This window comes from Paraburkholderia ferrariae NBRC 106233, assembly GCF_000685035.1.
In the GTDB taxonomy this organism is placed as follows: domain Bacteria; phylum Pseudomonadota; class Gammaproteobacteria; order Burkholderiales; family Burkholderiaceae; genus Paraburkholderia; species Paraburkholderia ferrariae.
In genome coordinates, this window is sequence record NZ_BAYB01000006.1 from 104,936 (window position 1) to 123,202 (window position 18,267).

Genomic DNA, 18,267 nt, shown 5'->3' on the forward strand with positions numbered 1-18,267 from the left:
GGCGGTCCGACGGGGGGCGGCTGCCGCATGCCGTCAACCGCACGCGCCGCGACTCGCGTCGCGCGGCGCGTCACGTGCGCCTCGCTGCGCGAGGGGAACCGGTATGCAGGACGCTCCCAAACCCCAACATTCGACCGCCGGGCGGGCGCCGCGCCGCGCGCGGCAAGCGGCAGCAGCGGATCCGGCCGTCGCGCCCCGCGCGGCCTCTCCGGCTCCATCGCCGCGAGCGGCCGGCTCGCCGCGCAAGCCGCGTTCGACCCGGCATCTCGCCGATCCCGGGGGCGATGCCGAAATCGCCGGTGTCGCGATCACGAGTCCCCGGCGGGTCATCGATCCCACCAGCGGCATCCACAAGCTCGATCTCGTGCGCTATTACGAGCGCGCCGCGCGCTGGCTGCTGCCGCATCTGCAAGGGCGGCCGGTTTCGCTCGTGCGTGCGCCGCGCGGCCTGGCCGGCGAGATGTTCTTCCAGCGCCATAACGGCCGCGCGCCGATTCCGGGCGTGACCCAGCACGAAGGCCTCGATCCGGGCCATCCGCCGCTCATCACGATCGATACGCTCGAGGCATTGATCGGCGCGGCGCAGCGGGACGTTATCGAACTGCACACGTGGAATGCGCAGGTCCCGGACATCGAACAGCCCGACCGCGTGGTGTTCGATCTCGACCCCGATCCGGCGCTGGGCTGGGACCGCATGATCGAGGCGGCCGAGATGACGCGCGACTTGCTGCGCGAGCTCGGTCTTGCATCGTTCTGCAAGACGAGCGGCGGCAAGGGGCTGCATGTCGTCGTGCCGCTCGTGCCGCTTGCGCCCGATTCCGGCTGGGCCGACGCGAAAGCGTTCGCGCGCGCCGTGGCGCAGCATCTGGCCGCGTGCGCGCCAACCCAGATCACGGCGCACATGGGACCCGAGCATCGCAAGAAGCGCATCTTCGTCGATTACCTGCGCAACGCGCGCGGCGCCAGCACGGCAGTTGCTTATGGCGTGCGCGCGCGGGCGGGGATGGGCGTGTCGGTGCCGCTTGCCTGGGACGAGCTTGGCGCGACCACGGGCGGCGCGCAGTGGACGCTGCACAACATCGACGAGCGCTTTGCCGCCCTCGCAGGCATCGATCCGTGGGCCGGTTATGCGCAGTCGAAGCAGCGCGTGACGGCCGGGCTGACGATCGGGCTGGAGGAGCGGAGCAGGTAGGGGTACTGAGCGTGCTTCGCTGCTGCGCCTGCAAAAGCAGTGTGATGGCAAGCGGGATAAAACCTGGTCGGCGGGGTGCGAACCTTCGGCGCACGGCGTGCGCCGGCGAGCTAGACTAGGTGGAAGACCCACCGCCGCGTGCCGCAGCTTGCAGTGCGCGGCGGCCCCCGTCAGGAGGTGACGCATGCATTGCCGCCGCTTACTCCGCTATTTACCCTATTCGCGCCGCATTCACGCGGCACTTGCCGGCGCCGCGCTTGCTGTTTCATGTGCGCTTGCACTGCCCGCGCTTGCGACCACGCCGATCAAGGTGACATCGAAAGCGGCCACCGACGGGCCGATCCGCTACACCGTGCGGGTCACGTCGAAACAGTACGGCAACGCCACGGAAACGCGCACGCTGCGCTCGGGCGACACCGACGACTTCACCTGGCGCACCACGCCGCCCGGCGGCCCCGTGCCGGCGCCCGACGGCTGCCCGGACAACGCCTCGCTGCCGCTCGACGCAAACGGCGCGATGGTGCGGGAAACGCAACTGCGCCTCGCGCCTATCGTCGACGAGCACGGCACGGCGAACGTCCAGGTGAGCTTCCGCGCCCAGGCGCCGCGCGGCACGCGCAGCGTGGCGCACGGCGGCGCGACGCTGACCTGTCCCGACGCCGTGTCGTACAGCGAGGTGGTGCGCTTCTCGATGCCGACCAACGGCACGGCGAAGCTCGTGACGCTCGGCGACGGCACCCAGCTCTCGATCTCCGCACAACGTTAGCGGTCGGGCCGCCCTGGAACGGCTAGCGCCATGCCACACGCTTTTTCGCACCCGCGCTTCGCTCGACGAGGCGCGAAGCGAGAAAGCGATGCTCGGCCGAGAACACGCGCCGGTACGCGAGCAGCACGGCGCCCACGGTGCCGAGCGCCGACGAAGCCGCGATCAGGAACATGATCACGATCTGGTAGCGCACGGCCTGCAACGGTGACTGGCCCGCGAGCACCTGACCCGTCATCATGCCGGGCAGGCTCACCACCCCCACCACGGCCATCTGGTTGAGCGTCGGAATCATGCCGGCGCGCACCGCCTCGCGCGCGGGCGCCTGGGCCGCTTCCCAGCGCGTCGCGCCGAGCGCCAGCGCGCTGTCCACGCGGTCGCGCCGCGCCGTGAGTTCCTGCGTCATGCGCTCGACGCCGAGCGAAACGCCGGTCAGCGTGTTGCCGAGAATCATGCCGAGGATCGGAATTGCATACTGCGGCTCGTACCACGGGCGAATGCGGATCACGGCGAAGAGCCCCACGGCAGCCACGAGCCACGCGCTCACCCAGATCGAGACGATGCTGTCGACGCGCTGTCCCGCATAGGTGCGCTCGCCGCGATCCGAACCGGCGACGCCGGCGATCAGCGTCATCAGCGCCATGAGCGCGAGCACGACGTACCAGCGGTCGAACGCGAACACCCAGCCGAGCACATAGCCGATGGCGAGCAACTGGACCACGGTGCGCACCGCGGCCCAGGCGAGCTTGCGTTCGAGGTCGAGCTTGAGCAGCACCGAGGCGGCGCCGTTCACGAAGACGAGCAGCGCCGCGATCGCTACGTCGCCGAGGCCCAGGTTCTGGAGGACGGGACTCATCGAAGCACTCCGCCGCCGGCAGGGGGCGACATTCGCGCCGTGGCAGGGCCGGTGTCGGCATCGAGCACGCCGGCCTTCATCGTGAGATGCCGGTTGCCCACGCGCGCGGCCTGAGCGGGATCGTGCGAAACCCATACCGTGGCGCGCGCCGTGCGGGCGCGCTCGAACCAGCCGCTCACCAGCGCTTCGACGGCGCGTGCGGACTCGGGGTCGAGCGAGGCGGTGGGTTCGTCGAGCAGCAGGGCGTCGGGGTCGAGCTGAAGCACGCGCACGAGCGCGACGATCTGTGCTTCGCCCCCGGAGAGCTCCGAGGCGTCGCGTCCGGGAAAGTCTGCGGGCCTTCCCGCGGCTTCGAGGAGCGCGCCGGCGCGCGCCGCGTCGAAAGCCACGTCGCGATAGACCGCGAGCGAATAGGGGTAGCGCAGATTGTCCTCGACGCTGCCGTCGACGAGCGCGGGCCGCTGCCGGACGTAGGCAATATGGCGGCGAAAGCGCGGAATGTTTTGACGCGCGACCGGCGTGCCGCGCCACAGCACTTCGCCGCCATCGAGCGGATCGAGCAGGGCGAGGGCGCGCAGGAATACGCTCTTGCCCGAGCCGGACGGCCCGGTCAGCACGGCGCGCTCGCCCGCATACAGCGCGAAGTTGGCGGGATGGAGCAGATATTGGCCGCTCGTCGAGGCACGGCGCTGAATCTGCCGGGCTTCGACGAGCCGCGTGCGGCGGGCCGGGGCGCTCTCGTTCTGCTGGCTGGAATCGGGTGATGGGGTCATCGAAGGATGGCAAACAAAAGCGCCCACCGGCATGCTGCGTTGCGGCATGATGGCGGCTGCAATAAACGGCTGCAATAAACGGTTGCAACAAACAGCAGCACTAAGCGGGAGCAGGCATGCAGGCTGCTCCCGACAGGTCTGGCAAGAACAACGCAGAAATACGGAGAGCGTATGACGTCACCGCAACCCAAGGCTCGCGGCGTGGGCCGCACGCTCGCCAGGATCTTCGCATGGCTCGCGCTGCTTGTGGTTGTCCTTGCGGCGGCGCTCGCGGTTTTTATCCTCACCTTCGACTGGAATCGCGCAAAGCCCTGGGTCAACGAGAAAGTGAGCGAGGCCATCGGACGGCCGTTCGCCATCGAAGGCGACCTGAAGGTCGGCTGGCGTGCACCGGCGGGCGAGACCGGCTGGCGCGCGTGGGTGCCCTGGCCGCGCTTTTCCGCCACGCAGATCGAAGTGGCGAACCCGGACTGGGCGAAGGCGCCGCATTTCGCCACGCTCGACGAGATCGACTTCGAGGTCATGGTCCTGCCGCTCGTCGCCCGCGACATCGTCATTCCGGCCATCAATCTCGTGAATCCGTCCGTGGACGTGGAGCGGCTCGCGGACGGCCGCAACAACTGGACCTTCAAGCTGCCTGCTTCGAGCGGGCCTTCCACGTGGAAGCTCGACCTGCACGACATCGCCTTCGCGAAAGGCAACATCGCCGTGAGCGATCAGCAGACGAAGACCGATGTACAGATCGCCGTGGATCTGCTCGGGCGCGGCATTCCGATCGGCGAGGTGATGCAGCAGCAGGAGGCGGCCTCGCGCAGCGGCTCGGCACAGGTGATCGGCGCGGCCGGCGCGCGGCGGCTCGCGCAGCAGGCCGCGGCGCAGCAGGCTTCGGAGGCGGCGGCCGCAAGTGCGGCGAGTGCAGGCAGTGCGGCCGGTCAAACCGGGGCGGCGAGCGAGGCGGGCAGCGCTCCGCCGGGTTCGGCCAGTACGGGAACGGCACCGGCTTCCGCCACTACCGCGACCGCCTCCACGGCCAGCGGAGCGCAGCCGGGAGGCTCGCCGGCCGAACCCTTCTACGCAATCGGCTGGACGCTCAAAGGCACGTACAACAAAACGCCCGTATCCGGCACCGGCAAGCTGGGCGGCGTCCTTGCGCTGCAAGACCCGAAGCGTCCGTTCCCGGTCCAGGCCGACGTGCGCGCGGGCGACATGCACATCGCCCTGGTCGGCACGCTCACGGACCCCGCGCATCTGGCCGCTGTCGATCTGCGCCTGTGGTTGCAGGGCGAAAGCATGGCCCACCTCTACAACCTGACTGGCGTAACCCTGCCCGAGACGCCGCCCTACGCGACGGAAGGCCGCTTCGTGGGCGCATTCCATCCCGGCGCCAGCGAGTTCCGCTATGAGCAATTCACGGGCCGCGTCGGCGGCTCGGACCTGAACGGCACGCTCGCGTACGTCCAGCGCACGCCGCGGCCGCTCCTCAAGGGCGATCTGGTGTCGAACCTGCTGCAGTTCTCCGACCTCGCGCCGATCATCGGAGCGGACAGCTCGTCGAGCAAGGCGAAGCGCGGCGACACGGTGAAGCAGCCGGCCGACCGCGTGATTCCGGTCGAACCGTTCCGCACCGACCGCTGGAGCGCCATCGACGCCGACGTGACCTTCACGGGCCGCCACATCGTCAAGCAGGGCAGCCTGCCGATCTCCGACCTCTACACGCACGTGGTGATGACCGATGGCGTGCTGGCACTCGATCCGCTGCGCTTCGGCGTGGCGGGCGGCACGCTCGCCACCCGCCTCACGCTCGACGGCAGCGGCGTGCCGCTCAAGGCTCGCGGCACGGTGGAAGCGCGCCATCTGAAGCTCAAGCAGTTGTTCCCGAACTTCCAGTCGATGCAGTCGGCGCTCGGCGAGGTCAATGGCGACGCCTCGCTTTCGGCCACCGGCAATTCGCCGGCCGCGCTCGCGGCCACCTCGAACGGCGAGGTGAAGGCACTCGTCACGCAGGGCAGGATCAGCCGCCTGCTGATGGAGGCGGCGGGGCTGAACGTGGCGAACGTGGTGTACGAGAAGCTCTTCGGCAATCGCGACGTCGAGATCAACTGCGCCGCCGCCGATTTCGTCGCGACCAACGGCGTGCTCGATCCGCGCGTTTTCGCGCTCGATACCGACGACGCCGTGATCGACATCGACGGGCCGATCAACCTGCGCGACGAGTCGCTGGATCTGAAGATCCATCCGCACACCAAGGGCTTCCGGGTGTTTTCGCTGCGCTCGCCGCTCTACGCGAAGGGCACCTTCAAGAATCCGCACGTGGGCGTGGATGCGACGGCGCTCGCGCTGCGCGGCGGAGCGATGGTGGGGCTCGGCCTCCTCAATCCGTTTGCGGCCCTGATTCCGCTGATCGCGCCGAGCAACAACAAGCCGCTGCCGTGCGGCGAACTCATGGCGCAGATGCGCACGCATCCGGTGGCGCCGCCGCCCGGCCAGGCGATGCGCGCAGGCCCGGGCGCGGCCAAGGCCGCCGCGGGCAGCACGGGCAATGCGGGCAGTACCGGGAATGCGGCGAGAACGGTTCGCCCGCCTGCGGTGCAGGCGGACCCTTCGACGCTTTACAAGGGAAGCTGAGACGCGCGCTAGCGCAGCGAACGCGGGGCGGTGTCTCCCGCCGCGTCCTGGCGGCGGGTCACGCGGCGCGAGGAGAGCGTGGGCCGCACTGCGCCGAATTCGGGCAGGATGCGGCTGCGTGCGCAACTCGCGAACACGAGGAAGCCGAAGCCGTCCGCCTCGTACCAGTAGCCGCCGTTCTCCAGGCCTTCGATAGGCTGTTCGAGCGCATGCGCAATGGATTCGATGCAACGCCGCCGCAACTCGCTCGTGGCGGGATAGGGCGGCTGCGCACCGCGCACGCTGCACAGGAGGACGTCGAGCCCCGGCAGGACATGGGCGTAGAGCACCGGCTCGTCCTGCGCGCGGGCGCGCGCGATCTTGGTGTCGAGCTGGCCGAATGGCTTGAAGTGGCTGAGCACGGCGAGGAAAGACTCGTCTGCGTCCGCCTTGGAGCGTTTACGCTTTTTCGGGAAGGACATAAAAACTCGCCTGAAAAAGGATTGCAAAAAACGCAGCTGTCCCATGCGACCACTCCCGGTTTTGCGCGCCGCACGTCGATCCTTTATAGCATAGGGTCTTGCAGGATTCACGAGGATTCGAACCTGGCCTTCGCCCTCGCGGGATGCTGCGTTCACTGTGCTGGACCGCTCGCCGCGCTCTCATGTAAGTATCCCGGCGTTCTTTCTTCCTGTTCTTTGTCTCCGTATTCATAATAGACCCGACGGCCCGCACGGTGGGGGCATCGTTCATAAAAAAACGGCCTTTTTCCGCCCATCTGTGAGTGGCGCCACATCCGTTGTCAGCGCGGAATTTCGCGTCGATAATATTCGGGTTCTGGTGCCTGCGGCCGCCCTGCGTCGTGCGGGCTACCGCGCCGGCCCGACCCGCCCACCGCCAGACCCGTCATGAAACTGTTCACCAAGGGGTTGCTGCTGATTGCGATTCCCAGCGTCATCGAACTCGTGCTGCTAGGCGTCGTGTTCGACACGCAGGAGGCCGCCACGCGCGCCGCGCGCAGCGCCGAAAACAGCAAGCAGATCCTCTGGCAGGCCTCGAGCCTCGTCGATCCGCTCCTGCGCGAGTCCGCGCGCGTGCGCACGGGCATTGCGCTCGAAGACCCGTCCTTCATCGATCGCCACGCGGTCTGGACCGAGTTTGCGGACCGCATTGCGCTCCTGTCGCGCATGGTGGCCGATAACCCGGCGCAGCTCGCGCGCGTCGATCACATGCGCGCGGCTGCCTACGCCTGGCGGGCGCAGGCGGGCGACGTCGCCGACGCCCTGCGCGCGGGCCGCAGCATTGCCTGGGCGCGCGCGCAGGGCGCCGCGCTGCCGCCCGAGATCGAAACCGTGCGCAGCGAACTGGCCGAATTCATCGACGCGGAGGCGCAGCTCGACGCGCGGCGCACGGCGTCGTCGAGCTTCACGCGCGAGCGCCAGCAGGATGCGCTGATCGCCGCCGTGGTCGGCTCGATGCTGGTGTGGGGCGCGGCCGCCATCGTGTTTGCGCGCAACGTCGGCGGGCGGCTCGCGGCGCTCGGCGACAATGCGTGGCGCCTGGGCGAGGGGGGGAAGCTTGCGCCGGCGCTCTCGGGCAATGACGAAATCGCCGCGCTCGACGCCGTGCTGCATCAGACCAGCACGCGCCTGCGCGACGCGGAACGCGAGCAGGTGGCGCTCAAGCGCCAGTTGCAGGCGCGCGCCGCCGACCTCACCGGCGCCAACGAGCATCTGCGCCAGGAAACGCAGGACAACGAGATGTTCATCTACAGCGTCTCGCACGACCTGCGCTCGCCGCTGGTGAATTTGCAGGGTTTCTCGAAAGAGCTCCAGGTCTCGTGCGATGATCTGCGCGCACAGATCGATTCCGCGGGCCTGCCCGCCGACGAGCATCGCCGCATGACCGAACTGCTCGACGGCGACGTGAACGAATCGCTGCAATTCCTGCGCCAGGCGGTGGGACGCGCAGCGGCCATCATCGACGCGCTGTTGCGCATCTCGCGCGTCGGGCGGCTCGAATACCGCTGGCAGCGCGTGAATATGGGGCGCATCGTGGAGCGGGTGCTCACCGGACTCGAATCGGGCCGCGGGCTCGATGCGGCGCGCATCGACGTGCGCGAGCTGCCGCCCGCCTGGGGCGATCCGGCCGCCATCGAGCAGATTTTCGGCAATCTGGTCGATAACGCGCTGCAGCATCTCGATCCGGGCCGCCCGGGACACATCGAAATCGGTGCGCTCGCGGTTCTGCCGGAGGAAGGCGGCGCGGGCAACGCGAGCGAAGTGAGCAACGTGGACGGCCGGGAGGCGGCGGCAAAGCCGGCGCCCCGCACGGGCGCGGCGACGCAGCCCCGTACACGGACCTATTATGTGCGCGACAATGGCGTCGGGATACCGGCGGCCTACCTGCCGAAGCTGTTCCGTGCGTTCCAGCGCCTGCATGGCGCAGGCACGGGCGGCAGCGCGGGCCGGGAAGGCAAGGCGAGCAGTGTGGGCGGCGAGGGCATCGGCCTCGTGCTCGCCCGCCGCATTGCGGAACGGCACGGCGGGCGGATGTGGGTGGAATCGGTCGAAGGGAGCGGCTCGACGTTTTTCGTCGCGCTGCCGGAACAACCGCTGCGTGCAGCATGAAAGCGGCCGCGCACGCCGGCGGGAAGCCGAGACCCCTTGGAGAAGCGAAATGACAAACGGGGAACGCGTCAGCATCGTGCTGATCGAAGACGACGATGGACATGCCACGCTGGTCGAGCGCAATTTGCGGCGCTCGGGCATTTCGAACGGGTTCGTGCGGTTTTCGGACGGCCAGCAGGCGCTCGATTATTTCTTTGGACCGCCGGGCGCCGTGGCGCCGGATATCCCCGCGCGCGACGACCTCGCGAATTTCGTCGTGCTGCTGGACCTGCGCATGCCGCGCGTGGACGGGTTCGAGGTGCTGCGCCGCCTGAAGGCCGATCCGGTCACGGCGTCGGTGCCGGTGATCGTGCTGACCACCACCGACGACCCGCGCGAGATCGAGCGCTGCTACGAACTGGGCTGCAACGTCTATGTCACGAAGCCCGTCGAGTACGATGCCTTCATCGAAGCCGTGCGGCGGCTCGGCTTCTTCCTGCAGGTGGTCAAGCTGCCGCCGGGGCACCGCTACACCGGCTCGTGACGCCCGCAACCCGATGAAACGATCAATACCGCGCGTCCCGACGCCCGGAGGAATGTCCCGCGCATGAACGACGAAGTCACCCTGCTGGAGGGCGCGCACGTGCTGGTCGTCGACGACGACGACGGCATCCTGCGGCTCGCGCGCAAATCGCTCGTCCGCGCCGGCGCGCGCGTGGACACCTGCACGAGCGTAGGCGAGGCGGGAGCGCTGCTCGCGCTGCAAACGCCGGACGTACTCGTGCTCGACTATCAGCTCGACGGGGCGGAGACCGGGCTCGACTTCTTTCGCCGCCTGCGTTCGCAGGACGTGCGCGTGCCGGCCATACTCGTGACCGGCTTCACCGACGAATCGCGCGTGATCGCCGCGCTGCGCGCGGGCGTGTCCGACGTGGTGCCGAAGTCCGGCGACTATCTCGACTACCTGCCCGAGGCGGTGGCGCGCGTGCTCTCCCAGGTCGCGCTGCAACGCGCTTCCGACGAGTCGCTCCTGCTGCGCGATCGCGAGGAGCACTACCGCACGCTTTCGGAGGCGCTGCCGCACCTCGTGCTCACCTGCGGCGCGGACGGCAACTGCGACTTCCTCTCGAAACAGTGGCTCGAATACACGGGACTCGACTCGCGCTATTCGCACGGTCTCGCCTGGCTCGACGCCGTGCATCCCGACGACCGCGAGGACATCCGCCGCAGTTGGCTGAAGGCCGTGGGGAGCGGCGCGACCGATTACCGCCACGAACTGCGCATTCGCCGCCACGACGGCGCGTATCGTTGGTTCGATGTCCGTATCGTTGCGATGCGCAATCCGCGCGGCGGCGTGAACAAGTGGTTCGGCAGCTGCACCGACATTCACGCGCAGCGCGAATCGACCGAGGAACGCGAGCTTCTGCTGGCTTCCGAGCAGGCCGCGCGCCAGGCGGCGGAAGAAGCGAACCGCGCCAAGGACCGCTTCCTCGCGATGCTCTCGCACGAGCTGCGCACGCCGCTTACGCCGGTGCTGGCCGGCACGCGGCTACTCGAACAGATTCCCGATCTGCCCGAGGCCGCGCGCGCAGGCGTGCTGATGATCCGCCGCAACATCGAACTCGAAGCCCGCCTGATCGACGACCTGCTCGACCTCACGCGCGTGGCGAACGGCAAGCTGAGCCTCGCGCTCGATACGGTGGACGTGCACGAGGTCATCGACGCCGTGCTCGAACTCTTCCACAGCGAAATCCAGGTGAAGCAGCAGGACGTGCATGTCGATCTGCGCGCGCAGCACCATTACGTGCGCGGCGACCGCGCCCGCCTGCAGCAGATGTTCTGGAATCTCGTGCGCAACGCCGCGAAGTTCACGCCGGACGGCGGACATATCTACGTGCGCACGCGCGACGAACGCATGCACGTGCTGATCGAAGTGGAAGACACGGGCATCGGCATCGAGCCCGAGCAGATCAGCAAGCTTTTCAACGCCTTCGAGCAGGGCAGCCACAACATGACGCGGCAGTTCGGCGGCCTCGGCCTCGGTCTTGCTGTGACCAAGGCGCTGACCGAGGCGCACGGCGGCACCGTGACGGCGAAGAGCCCCGGCACGCATTGCGGCGCGACGTTTTCCATCGTGCTGCCCACCGCTACGCCGGTGCCGGGCGCCGACGTGCCGGCGGACCGGGACAGCCCGCATCTGGCCGGCGCGCTCGACATCCTGCTGATCGAGGATCACGAAGACACGGCCGAGGTCATGTCGCAGTTGATCCGTGGGCTCGGCCACGAAGTTGCGGTGGCAGGCAGCGTGGCCGATGCGCTCGCGCTCGCGGCGCAAGTGCGCTTCGATCTCGTGGTGAGCGACATCGGCCTGCCGGACGGCACCGGCATCGACTTCATCCACGCGTTTCGCGAGCACTCGGAGGCGCCGGCCATCGCGCTCACGGGTTTCGGCACCGACGACGACGTGCGCCGCTGCCTCGACGCGGGCTTCACGGCGCACCTCACGAAGCCCATCAACTTCGAGCACCTCGAGCGGCTGATCGACGATGCCGCGGTGACACGCGCGACGCAGCGCCCCGCGTTTTGATGCGCGCGCCTCCGCAATGAAAAAGCCCGCGCAGGCATGACGCCTGCGCGGGCTTTCGCGCATGCCGCCGTGAGCGGACGTTCAGCGCGGATTGCTCTTGAGCGAATCGCGAATCTCACGCAGCAGGATCACGTCTTCCGGCGTGGGCGGCGGCGCTGCCGGAGCGGCTTCGGCCGGCTGGCGCAGCTTGTTGATGAACTTCACCATCAGAAAGATGATGAACGCGAGGATCACGAAGTTGATCGCGACCGTGATGAACGAGCCGTAGCCGAACGCGGCTACGCCGGCCGTCTGCAGGTCCTTGTACGAATCGGGGTTGCCCTTGAAGCTCGGCGGAATGTCGCCGAGGCGGATGAACTTGTTCGAGAAGTCGAGGCCGCCCGTGATGACGCCGATGACCGGCATGATCAGGTCTTTCACCACCGAGTTGACGATGTTGGAAAACGCCCCGCCGATAATCACACCGACGGCGAGGTCCATCACATTGCCTTTGACGGCGAATTCCTTGAATTCCTTGATCATGCTCATGGGCGGGTTCTCCGGGAGTGGCAAGTGGGATAGGGTGAATCCATGGCGCAATGATAGCGAACGCCCCCGCGATGCGGTAGCGATTTGACATTTCCTGACGCTGGGCGCGACGCGAAACGCGGCATGTCCGGGTCGCGCAAACTGCCGGGCCGCTTCAGGGCACCGCTTCAGGGCACCGTTTCAGCGGGCCGGCAGAAGCTGCCCGGCAGAAGCTGCCCGGCGAGACTCGCGGGATCGGTATTGGTCCCGCACAGCAGGACGCCCACGCGCCGGCCCTGCAGCGTGTCGCGCAGCGGCCCCAGCAGGCCCGCTGTGGCCGTCGCGCAGGCGGGCTCCACGGCCAGCTTCAATTGATCGAAGAGCACGCGCATGGCGGCGCGCAGGTCGTCGTCCGATACGGTGACAATCCGGTCGATATGGCGCCGGCACAGTTCGTAGCTGTATTGCTCCGTGTGCGGCGCCATCAGCGAATCGGCGATCGAATGCATGTGGCCGAGGCGCACCGTATGGTTGGCGGCAAAGCTGCGGCTCATCGCGTCGGCGCCTTCGGGCTCGACGCCGTACACGCGCACGCGCGGATTGGCGAGCCGCAGCGCGGTCGAAACGCCCGCGGCGAGACCGCCGCCGCCGATCGGCAGGATCACCGCGTCGACGTCGGGCGCCTGGGTGGCCCACTCGTAGCCGAGCGTGGCCGTGCCGAGCACCGTGCGATAGCCGTTGAACGGATGCACGAAATAGCGGCCTTCCTCGGTCTCGATGCGTCGCACGATATCGAACGCCTCGCTGCTGTTGCCGGCCACGACGATTTCGGCGCCGAAGCGCCGGCATTGCGCCACGCGCTCCGCGCTCGCCGTGCGAAAGAGCACGACCTTCGCGCCGATGCCGAGGCGCATGGCCGCATACGAGACCGCGATCGCGTGGTTGCCGCCCGAAACGCAGGTCACGCCCGCACTGCGCTGCGCGGCGTCGAGCTCGAGCAGATGCGTGAACGCGCCGCGCACCTTGAAGCTGCCGCTCGCCTGCAGCAGTTCGAACTTGAAGTTGACGAGCGTGCCTTCGAGCGAAGGCAGATCGTTGCGGTCGAACACCGGCGTGCGCAGCACCCACGGCGTGAGCGCGAAGTGCTGCGTGGCGATGTCGTCGAGCGTGGGGATGGCTTCGCCGTCGATCGTGTGGTCGGTGGGAAGCGGCGTGCCGGTGGACATGGCGGTCGCGGGCGCGGTTGCGTGGCGAAGCGACGCGGCTAGCGAGCGAGCGCTTCGACCGACATCCCGTGTATCAGCTTGCGCAGGAAACCTTCGCACGCGGCGAGCTGTGCGAGCGAGACGAACTCGTTCGCCTTGTGCGCCTGCTCGATATCGCCGGGGCCGCACACCACGCTCGGAATGCCGGCGCGCGCGAAAAGGCCCGCCTCGGTGCCGTAGGCCACCTTGCGCTGCGCCTGGTCGGCCGTGAGCGTGCGCACGAGCTGCGTGATCGCGGCCTGTTCCGCGGCATCGAGCCCGGGCGCCGCGGCGATCTTCGTGAATTCGATCGCGGCGGCGGCGTGCTCGCGCTGCATTTTCGGCAGGAGCGTTTCGCGTGCGTAGCGCTCGATGCGCGCGAAGATGGCATCGGGATCGAGCGCCGGCAGATTGCGGAACTCGAATACGAAGCGGCACTCCGCCGGCACCGTGTTGATCGCGTTGCCGCCTTCGATCGTGCTGGCCTGCGCGGTCGTGAACGGCACGTCGTAAAGCTCGTCGAACGGACCCTGCGCGCGGAACTCGTCGGCCATGTCGCGGATGTAGCAGATGAGCCGCGCCGCATATTCGATCGCATTCAGGCCGCGCGGCGTGAGCGACGAATGCGCCGCGTGTCCGCGCACGCAGCATTGGTAAGCGTTGATGCCCTTGTGGGCGACGATGGGGCGCATGCTCGTCGGCTCGCCCACGATGCAGCCTTCCGGCTTCACGCCGCGCTTCACGAGTTCTTCGATCATGAGCGGCGCGCCCGCGCATCCCACTTCTTCGTCGAACGAGAGTGCGAGGTGGATCGGCTTGGCGAGCTTCGTGCGCTGCATCTCCGGCACGAGCGTGAGCGCGGCGCCGATAAAGCCCTTCATGTCGCAGGTGCCGCGGCCATAGAGGAGGCCGTCGCGGATTTCGGGCTTGAAGGGATCGCTGTCCCACTTCTGGCCATCCACCGGCACCACGTCGGTGTGGCCCGAGAGCACGATGCCGCCGTTCGTTTCGCCGTCGTGCGCAGGCACGGTGGCGAACAGGTTGGCCCATTTGCCGTCGTGGCCGTAGGTCAGCGTCGATTCGACGCCTTGCGCGCGCAGCGCGTCACGCACCGTCTCGATCAGGCCGAGATTCGGATGACGGCTGACCGTGTCCATCGACACGAGGCGGGTGACCCAGGGAAGCGAGACGGGGGAGGTGGCGGAGGCGGACGACGACGGGGACGACTGCGTGGTTTGCGCTGTTTCAGCGGCGACAGACATTTGAGGACTCCAGCGTGCCAGAATCCCAATATTACCCAAAAAGGATGAAATCGCCTAAAACTGCCTGCCTTCGCGGCGCGATTGCGGCGTGTTTGCGGCACGATTGTGCGCTGCGGCATCTGCGGCATCTGCGGCATCTGCGGCATCTGCCTTGACGGCGGGGCTGCCGCCATGGCGCTCGCGAGCGGCGCCCGGGCGCGCATGCACGCCCGGCGGCATTCATCGCGCCGCTGGCCGGGCCGCCTTGCGACGTGCCGGCAGTCCCGCTTATCGCGCCGCCGTGCGCGCCGGCGCGCCGAGCGCGCGCAGCGTTTCCTTCACCGTTGCCACGCGCACCGCGAGGTCGGGGCTGCGCGTTTCGATGCGCAGCTTGTCCTGGCCCGCGAGCTTGACGTGCTTGTGCTTCTGCACCATCTCGATGATGCGCATAGCGTCGACAGGCGGATTCGGCACGAACTGCAGCCCGATCACCGCTTCGCCCGCGTCGATCTTCGTGATCCCGAGCGGCTTCGCGGCAAGCCGCAGCCGGTGCGTTTCGATCAGCGCGTGCGCCTGCGGCGGCATCTTGCCGAAGCGGTCGATCAGCTCTTCCTGGATGCCGTCGATCGAATCGTCGTGCTCGCAGTTCGCGAGGCGCTTGTAGAGCGACAGGCGCTCCTGCACGTCGCCGCAGTAGTCGGCGGGCAGGATGGCGGGCGCGTGCAGGTTGATCTCGGTTGTCGCCGCGAGCGGTGCGTTCAGATCGGGCTCGCGGCCCTCCTTGAGCGCCTTCACCGCGTCGTTGAGCATGTCGGTGTAGAGCTGGAAGCCGATTTCCTGGATCTCGCCCGATTGCTTGTCGCCCAGCACTTCGCCCGTGCCGCGGATTTCGAGGTCGTGCATCGCGAGATAGAAGCCCGAGCCCAGTTCCTCCATCTGCTGGATCGCTTCGAGGCGCCGCTGCGCCTGCTTCGTGAGCCCCTGCGGATCGTGCACGAGCAGATACGCGTAGGCCTGGTGATGCGAGCGGCCCACGCGCCCGCGCAACTGGTGCAACTGCGCGAGGCCGAACTTGTCGGAGCGGTGGATGAGGATCGTGTTCGCGGTCGGCACGTCGATGCCGGTTTCGATGATCGTGGTACAGAGCAGCACGTTCGCGCGCTGCGCCACGAAATCGCGCATCACGGTTTCGAGTTCGCGCTCGTGCATCTGGCCGTGCGCAACGGCAATGCGCGCCTCGGGCACGAGCGCTTCGAGCATCGCGCGGCGATTCTCGATGGTCTCTACTTCGTTGTGCAGAAAGTACACCTGGCCGCCGCGTTTGAGCTCGCGCAGCATGGCCTCGCGAATCACGCTGTCTTCCTCGCGGCGCACGAAAGTCTTGATCGCGAGCCGCTTCTGCGGCGCGGTGGCGATCACCGAAAAGTCGCGCAGGCCTTCCAGCGCCATGCCGAGCGTGCGGGGAATCGGCGTGGCCGTGAGCGTGAGCACATCGACCTCCGCACGCAGGGCCTTCAGCGCCTCCTTCTGGCGCACGCCGAAGCGGTGTTCCTCGTCGATGATGACGAGCCCGAGGCGCTTGAACTGCACGTCCGAAGAAAGCAGCTTGTGCGTGCCGATCACGATGTCGACGCTGCCGTCGTTGATCTGCTGGATCGCCGCGTTCACTTCCTTGGTCGACTTGAAGCGCGAGAGCTCGGCTATGCGCACGGGCCAGTCGGCGAAGCGGTCGGTGAAGGTTTGGGTGTGCTGTTCCGCGAGCAGCGTGGTGGGCGAGAGGATGGCAACCTGCTTGCCGCCCATCACGGCGATGAAGGCCGCGCGCAGGGCCACTTCGGTCTTGCCGAAACCCACGTCGCCGCACACGAGGCGGTCCATGGGCTTGCCGCTCGTCATGTCGCCGATCACGGCCGCAATCGCGGCCGCCTGGTCGGGCGTTTCCTCGAAGCCGAAGCTCTCGGCGAACTTCACGTAGTCGCGCGGGTCGAGCTTGAACGCGTGGCCTTCGCGCGCGGCGCGGCGCGCGTAGAGGTTGAGCAGTTCGGCGGCCGTGTCGCGGATCTGCTGCGCGGCCTTGCGGCGCGCCTTTTCCCACTGGCCCGAGCCGAGCGCATGCAGCGGCGCGCTGTCCGGATCGGCGCCGCTGTAGCGCGAGATCACGTGCAGTTGCGAGACCGGCACGTAGAGCTTGCTGCCGCTCGCGTATTCGAGGTGCAGGAACTCGGTGTCGCCTTCGCCCAGATCCATCGTGACAAGGCCGTGATAGCGGCCGATGCCGTGCTGCGCGTGCACGACCGGGTCGCCCACCTTGAGCTCCGAGAGATCGCGCACCATCGAATCGACGTTGCTCGCCTGTTCCTGGCGGCGGCGTCCGGCGCGGCGCGCGAGCGGGCCGTAGAGCTCCGTTTCGGTGATGACGGCGAGGCCCTCGGCCGGCAGCGAGAAGCCCGTGGAAAGCGGGGCGACGCCCAGCGCGAAGCGCTCGTCGGAGGTGAGCCAGTCTTCGTAGCTGTCCGCGGAGGTGGGCCGCAGCCCGTTGTCCGCGAGCAACTGGGCGATGGTCTCGCGGCGTCCCGCCGATTCGACCGCGAACAGCACGCGGTTTTTCGTGGTGGCCAGATAGTCGCGCAGGGCGGCGAGCGGTTCGTCGGCGTGGCGGTCGATCGCGAGACTGGGCAGCGCCGTGGCCCAGCCGCCCGCGCTGGCCCCAGGCAGCACGAGGCGCGCGAAGGGCTTCGCGAGCGTGAAAAAGTCGTCGTCGCTCAGGAAAAGGCGATCCGGTTCGAGGATCGGGCGCTCGCGGTCGTGCGAGAGGAAGTTGTAGCGCTGCTTCGTATCGGCCGAAAAGCGGCGGATCGCGGCGTCGAGGTCGCCCGAGAACACTAGCTGCGCGTTGTCCGGCAGATAGTGGAAGAGCGTGGCGGTCTCTTCGAAAAAGAGCGGCAGGTAGTACTCGATCCCGGCCGAGGGCACGCCGCTGCCGATGTCCTTGTAGATCGTCGCGCGGCTTGGGTCGCCTTCGAACACCTCGCGCCAGCGGCTGCGAAATGCCGTGCGCGACGCTTCGTCGAACGGGAACTCGCGGCCCGGCAGCAGGCGGATCTCCTTCACCGGATAGAGGCTGCGCTGGCTGTCCGGATCGAACGCGCGGATCGAATCGACCTGGTCGTCGAACAGGTCGAGCCGGTAGGGCAGCGGCGAGCCCATCGGGAACAGGTCGATCAGCGAGCCGCGCACACAGTATTCGCCCGGGCGCACCACCTGGCTCACGTGCTCGTAGCCGGCCAGCGTGAGCTGCGATTTGAGCTTCGCTTCGTCAAGGCGCTCGCCCTGCGCAAACGAGAACGTGTAGGCCGCGAGAAACGAGGCCGGCGGCATGCGGTAGAGCGCCGTCGTGGCCGGCACCAGCAGGATGTCGCAGCGGCCTTCGCCGAGATCGTGCAGCGTGGCGAGCCGCTCGGAAACCAGATCCTGGTGCGGCGAGAACGTGTCGTACGGCAGCGTTTCCCAGTCCGGCAGAAGGCGCACGCGGGCCTCGGGCGCGAAGAACGGGATCTCCTGGGCGAGACGCTGCGCGTCGACGGCGCTTGCGCAGATCACGGCCAGCAGCGGCGCGCCCGCGCGCGACGCCTCGCGATAGCGGGCGATCAGGAGCGCGTCGGACGAACCGTGCGTGCCGTCGAACGCGAAACGCTGCCCCGGCTTGACGACGGCGACGGGGGACGGAGACTGCTGGGATGCGGCGATATCGGACATAGGCAACAGGTTGGCCCGATTGGGGCCTGGTTAGGCTAGTCATGCGGCCCGGACTCCCGACCGTGCCGGGTTCGAGGCGCGAGTCCAGCGAATCCGGCGAATCCGGCGGGTCCGCCCGGTGCTCGCAGGCGCACC

13 protein-coding genes are annotated in these 18,267 nt (G+C 68.1%); 6 read left to right on the plus strand and 7 right to left on the minus strand.

Annotated elements, in window-relative coordinates:
- The first annotated feature begins 103 nt into the window (after nucleotides 1-103).
- Both ligD and BFE01S_RS06580 read left to right on the plus strand, forming a co-directional pair.
- Complete coding sequence (ligD, locus tag BFE01S_RS06575) at nucleotides 104-1,192, plus strand: non-homologous end-joining DNA ligase (RefSeq protein ID WP_028224796.1); 1,089 nt, start codon at nucleotides 104-106, stop codon at nucleotides 1,190-1,192.
- Nucleotides 1,193-1,376: 184 nt separating this feature from the next.
- Nucleotides 1,377-1,958: a DUF6013 family protein gene (locus BFE01S_RS06580; protein ID WP_042337287.1), complete on the plus strand. Its 582-nt coding sequence runs from the start codon at nucleotides 1,377-1,379 to the stop codon at nucleotides 1,956-1,958.
- A gap of 22 nt (nucleotides 1,959-1,980) precedes the next feature.
- Here the strand turns inward: BFE01S_RS06580 and BFE01S_RS06585 are convergent, their stop codons facing one another.
- Together BFE01S_RS06585 and BFE01S_RS37665 are read right to left on the minus strand one after the other, a co-directional pair.
- On the minus strand, nucleotides 1,981-2,811 hold the full coding sequence (locus BFE01S_RS06585; RefSeq protein ID WP_028224798.1) for an ABC transporter permease: 831 nt from the start codon (nucleotides 2,809-2,811) through the stop codon (nucleotides 1,981-1,983).
- On the minus strand, nucleotides 2,808-3,584 hold the full coding sequence (locus BFE01S_RS37665) for an ABC transporter ATP-binding protein (protein WP_042337294.1): 777 nt from the start codon (nucleotides 3,582-3,584) through the stop codon (nucleotides 2,808-2,810). Before BFE01S_RS37665 ends, BFE01S_RS06585 begins: the two co-directional genes overlap by 4 nt.
- Before the next feature lie 171 nt (nucleotides 3,585-3,755).
- On the opposite strand from BFE01S_RS37665, the gene BFE01S_RS06595 reads away from it, so the two are divergent.
- The gene (locus BFE01S_RS06595; RefSeq protein WP_028224799.1) at nucleotides 3,756-6,209 is read left to right on the plus strand and encodes an AsmA family protein; all 2,454 of its coding nucleotides are present in this window, start codon (nucleotides 3,756-3,758) and stop codon (nucleotides 6,207-6,209) included.
- Nucleotides 6,210-6,217: 8 nt separating this feature from the next.
- Here the strand turns inward: BFE01S_RS06595 and BFE01S_RS06600 are convergent, their stop codons facing one another.
- On the minus strand, nucleotides 6,218-6,715 hold the full coding sequence (locus BFE01S_RS06600; protein ID WP_028224800.1) for a hypothetical protein: 498 nt from the start codon (nucleotides 6,713-6,715) through the stop codon (nucleotides 6,218-6,220).
- Between the two features lie 381 nt (nucleotides 6,716-7,096).
- Between BFE01S_RS06600 and BFE01S_RS06605 the strand changes: the two genes are divergently transcribed.
- From BFE01S_RS06605 to BFE01S_RS06615, 3 genes are all read left to right on the plus strand, one after another.
- The gene (locus BFE01S_RS06605; protein ID WP_028224801.1) at nucleotides 7,097-8,818 is read left to right on the plus strand and encodes a sensor histidine kinase; all 1,722 of its coding nucleotides are present in this window, start codon (nucleotides 7,097-7,099) and stop codon (nucleotides 8,816-8,818) included.
- Nucleotides 8,819-8,867: 49 nt separating this feature from the next.
- Nucleotides 8,868-9,341: a response regulator gene (locus BFE01S_RS06610; RefSeq protein ID WP_028224802.1), complete on the plus strand. Its 474-nt coding sequence runs from the start codon at nucleotides 8,868-8,870 to the stop codon at nucleotides 9,339-9,341.
- Nucleotides 9,342-9,404: 63 nt separating this feature from the next.
- Nucleotides 9,405-11,384 carry a hybrid sensor histidine kinase/response regulator gene (locus BFE01S_RS06615; protein WP_028224803.1) on the plus strand — a complete coding sequence of 660 codons (1,980 nt, stop codon included), beginning with the start codon at nucleotides 9,405-9,407 and terminating at the stop codon, nucleotides 11,382-11,384.
- Between the two features lie 81 nt (nucleotides 11,385-11,465).
- Here BFE01S_RS06615 and mscL read toward each other — a convergent pair whose 3' ends face one another.
- The 4 genes from mscL to mfd all read right to left on the minus strand — a co-directional run bounded on the left by mscL (nucleotide 11,466) and on the right by mfd (nucleotide 18,132).
- Nucleotides 11,466-11,912, minus strand: coding sequence for a large conductance mechanosensitive channel protein MscL (gene mscL, locus BFE01S_RS06620; protein WP_028224804.1), 447 nt, complete (start codon nucleotides 11,910-11,912; stop codon nucleotides 11,466-11,468).
- Nucleotides 11,913-12,079: 167 nt separating this feature from the next.
- Entirely contained in the window at nucleotides 12,080-13,117 is a 1,038-nt protein-coding gene (locus BFE01S_RS06625; RefSeq protein WP_028224805.1) for a threonine/serine dehydratase, read from the minus strand.
- A 38-nt stretch (nucleotides 13,118-13,155) separates the two neighbouring features.
- Entirely contained in the window at nucleotides 13,156-14,397 is a 1,242-nt protein-coding gene (gene argE, locus BFE01S_RS06630; protein ID WP_028224806.1) for an acetylornithine deacetylase, read from the minus strand.
- Nucleotides 14,398-14,664: 267 nt separating this feature from the next.
- Nucleotides 14,665-18,132 (minus strand): transcription-repair coupling factor, encoded by a 3,468-nt coding sequence (mfd, locus tag BFE01S_RS06640; protein ID WP_028224807.1) that lies wholly within the window; start codon nucleotides 18,130-18,132, stop codon nucleotides 14,665-14,667.
- Nucleotides 18,133-18,267: the final 135 nt, after the last annotated feature.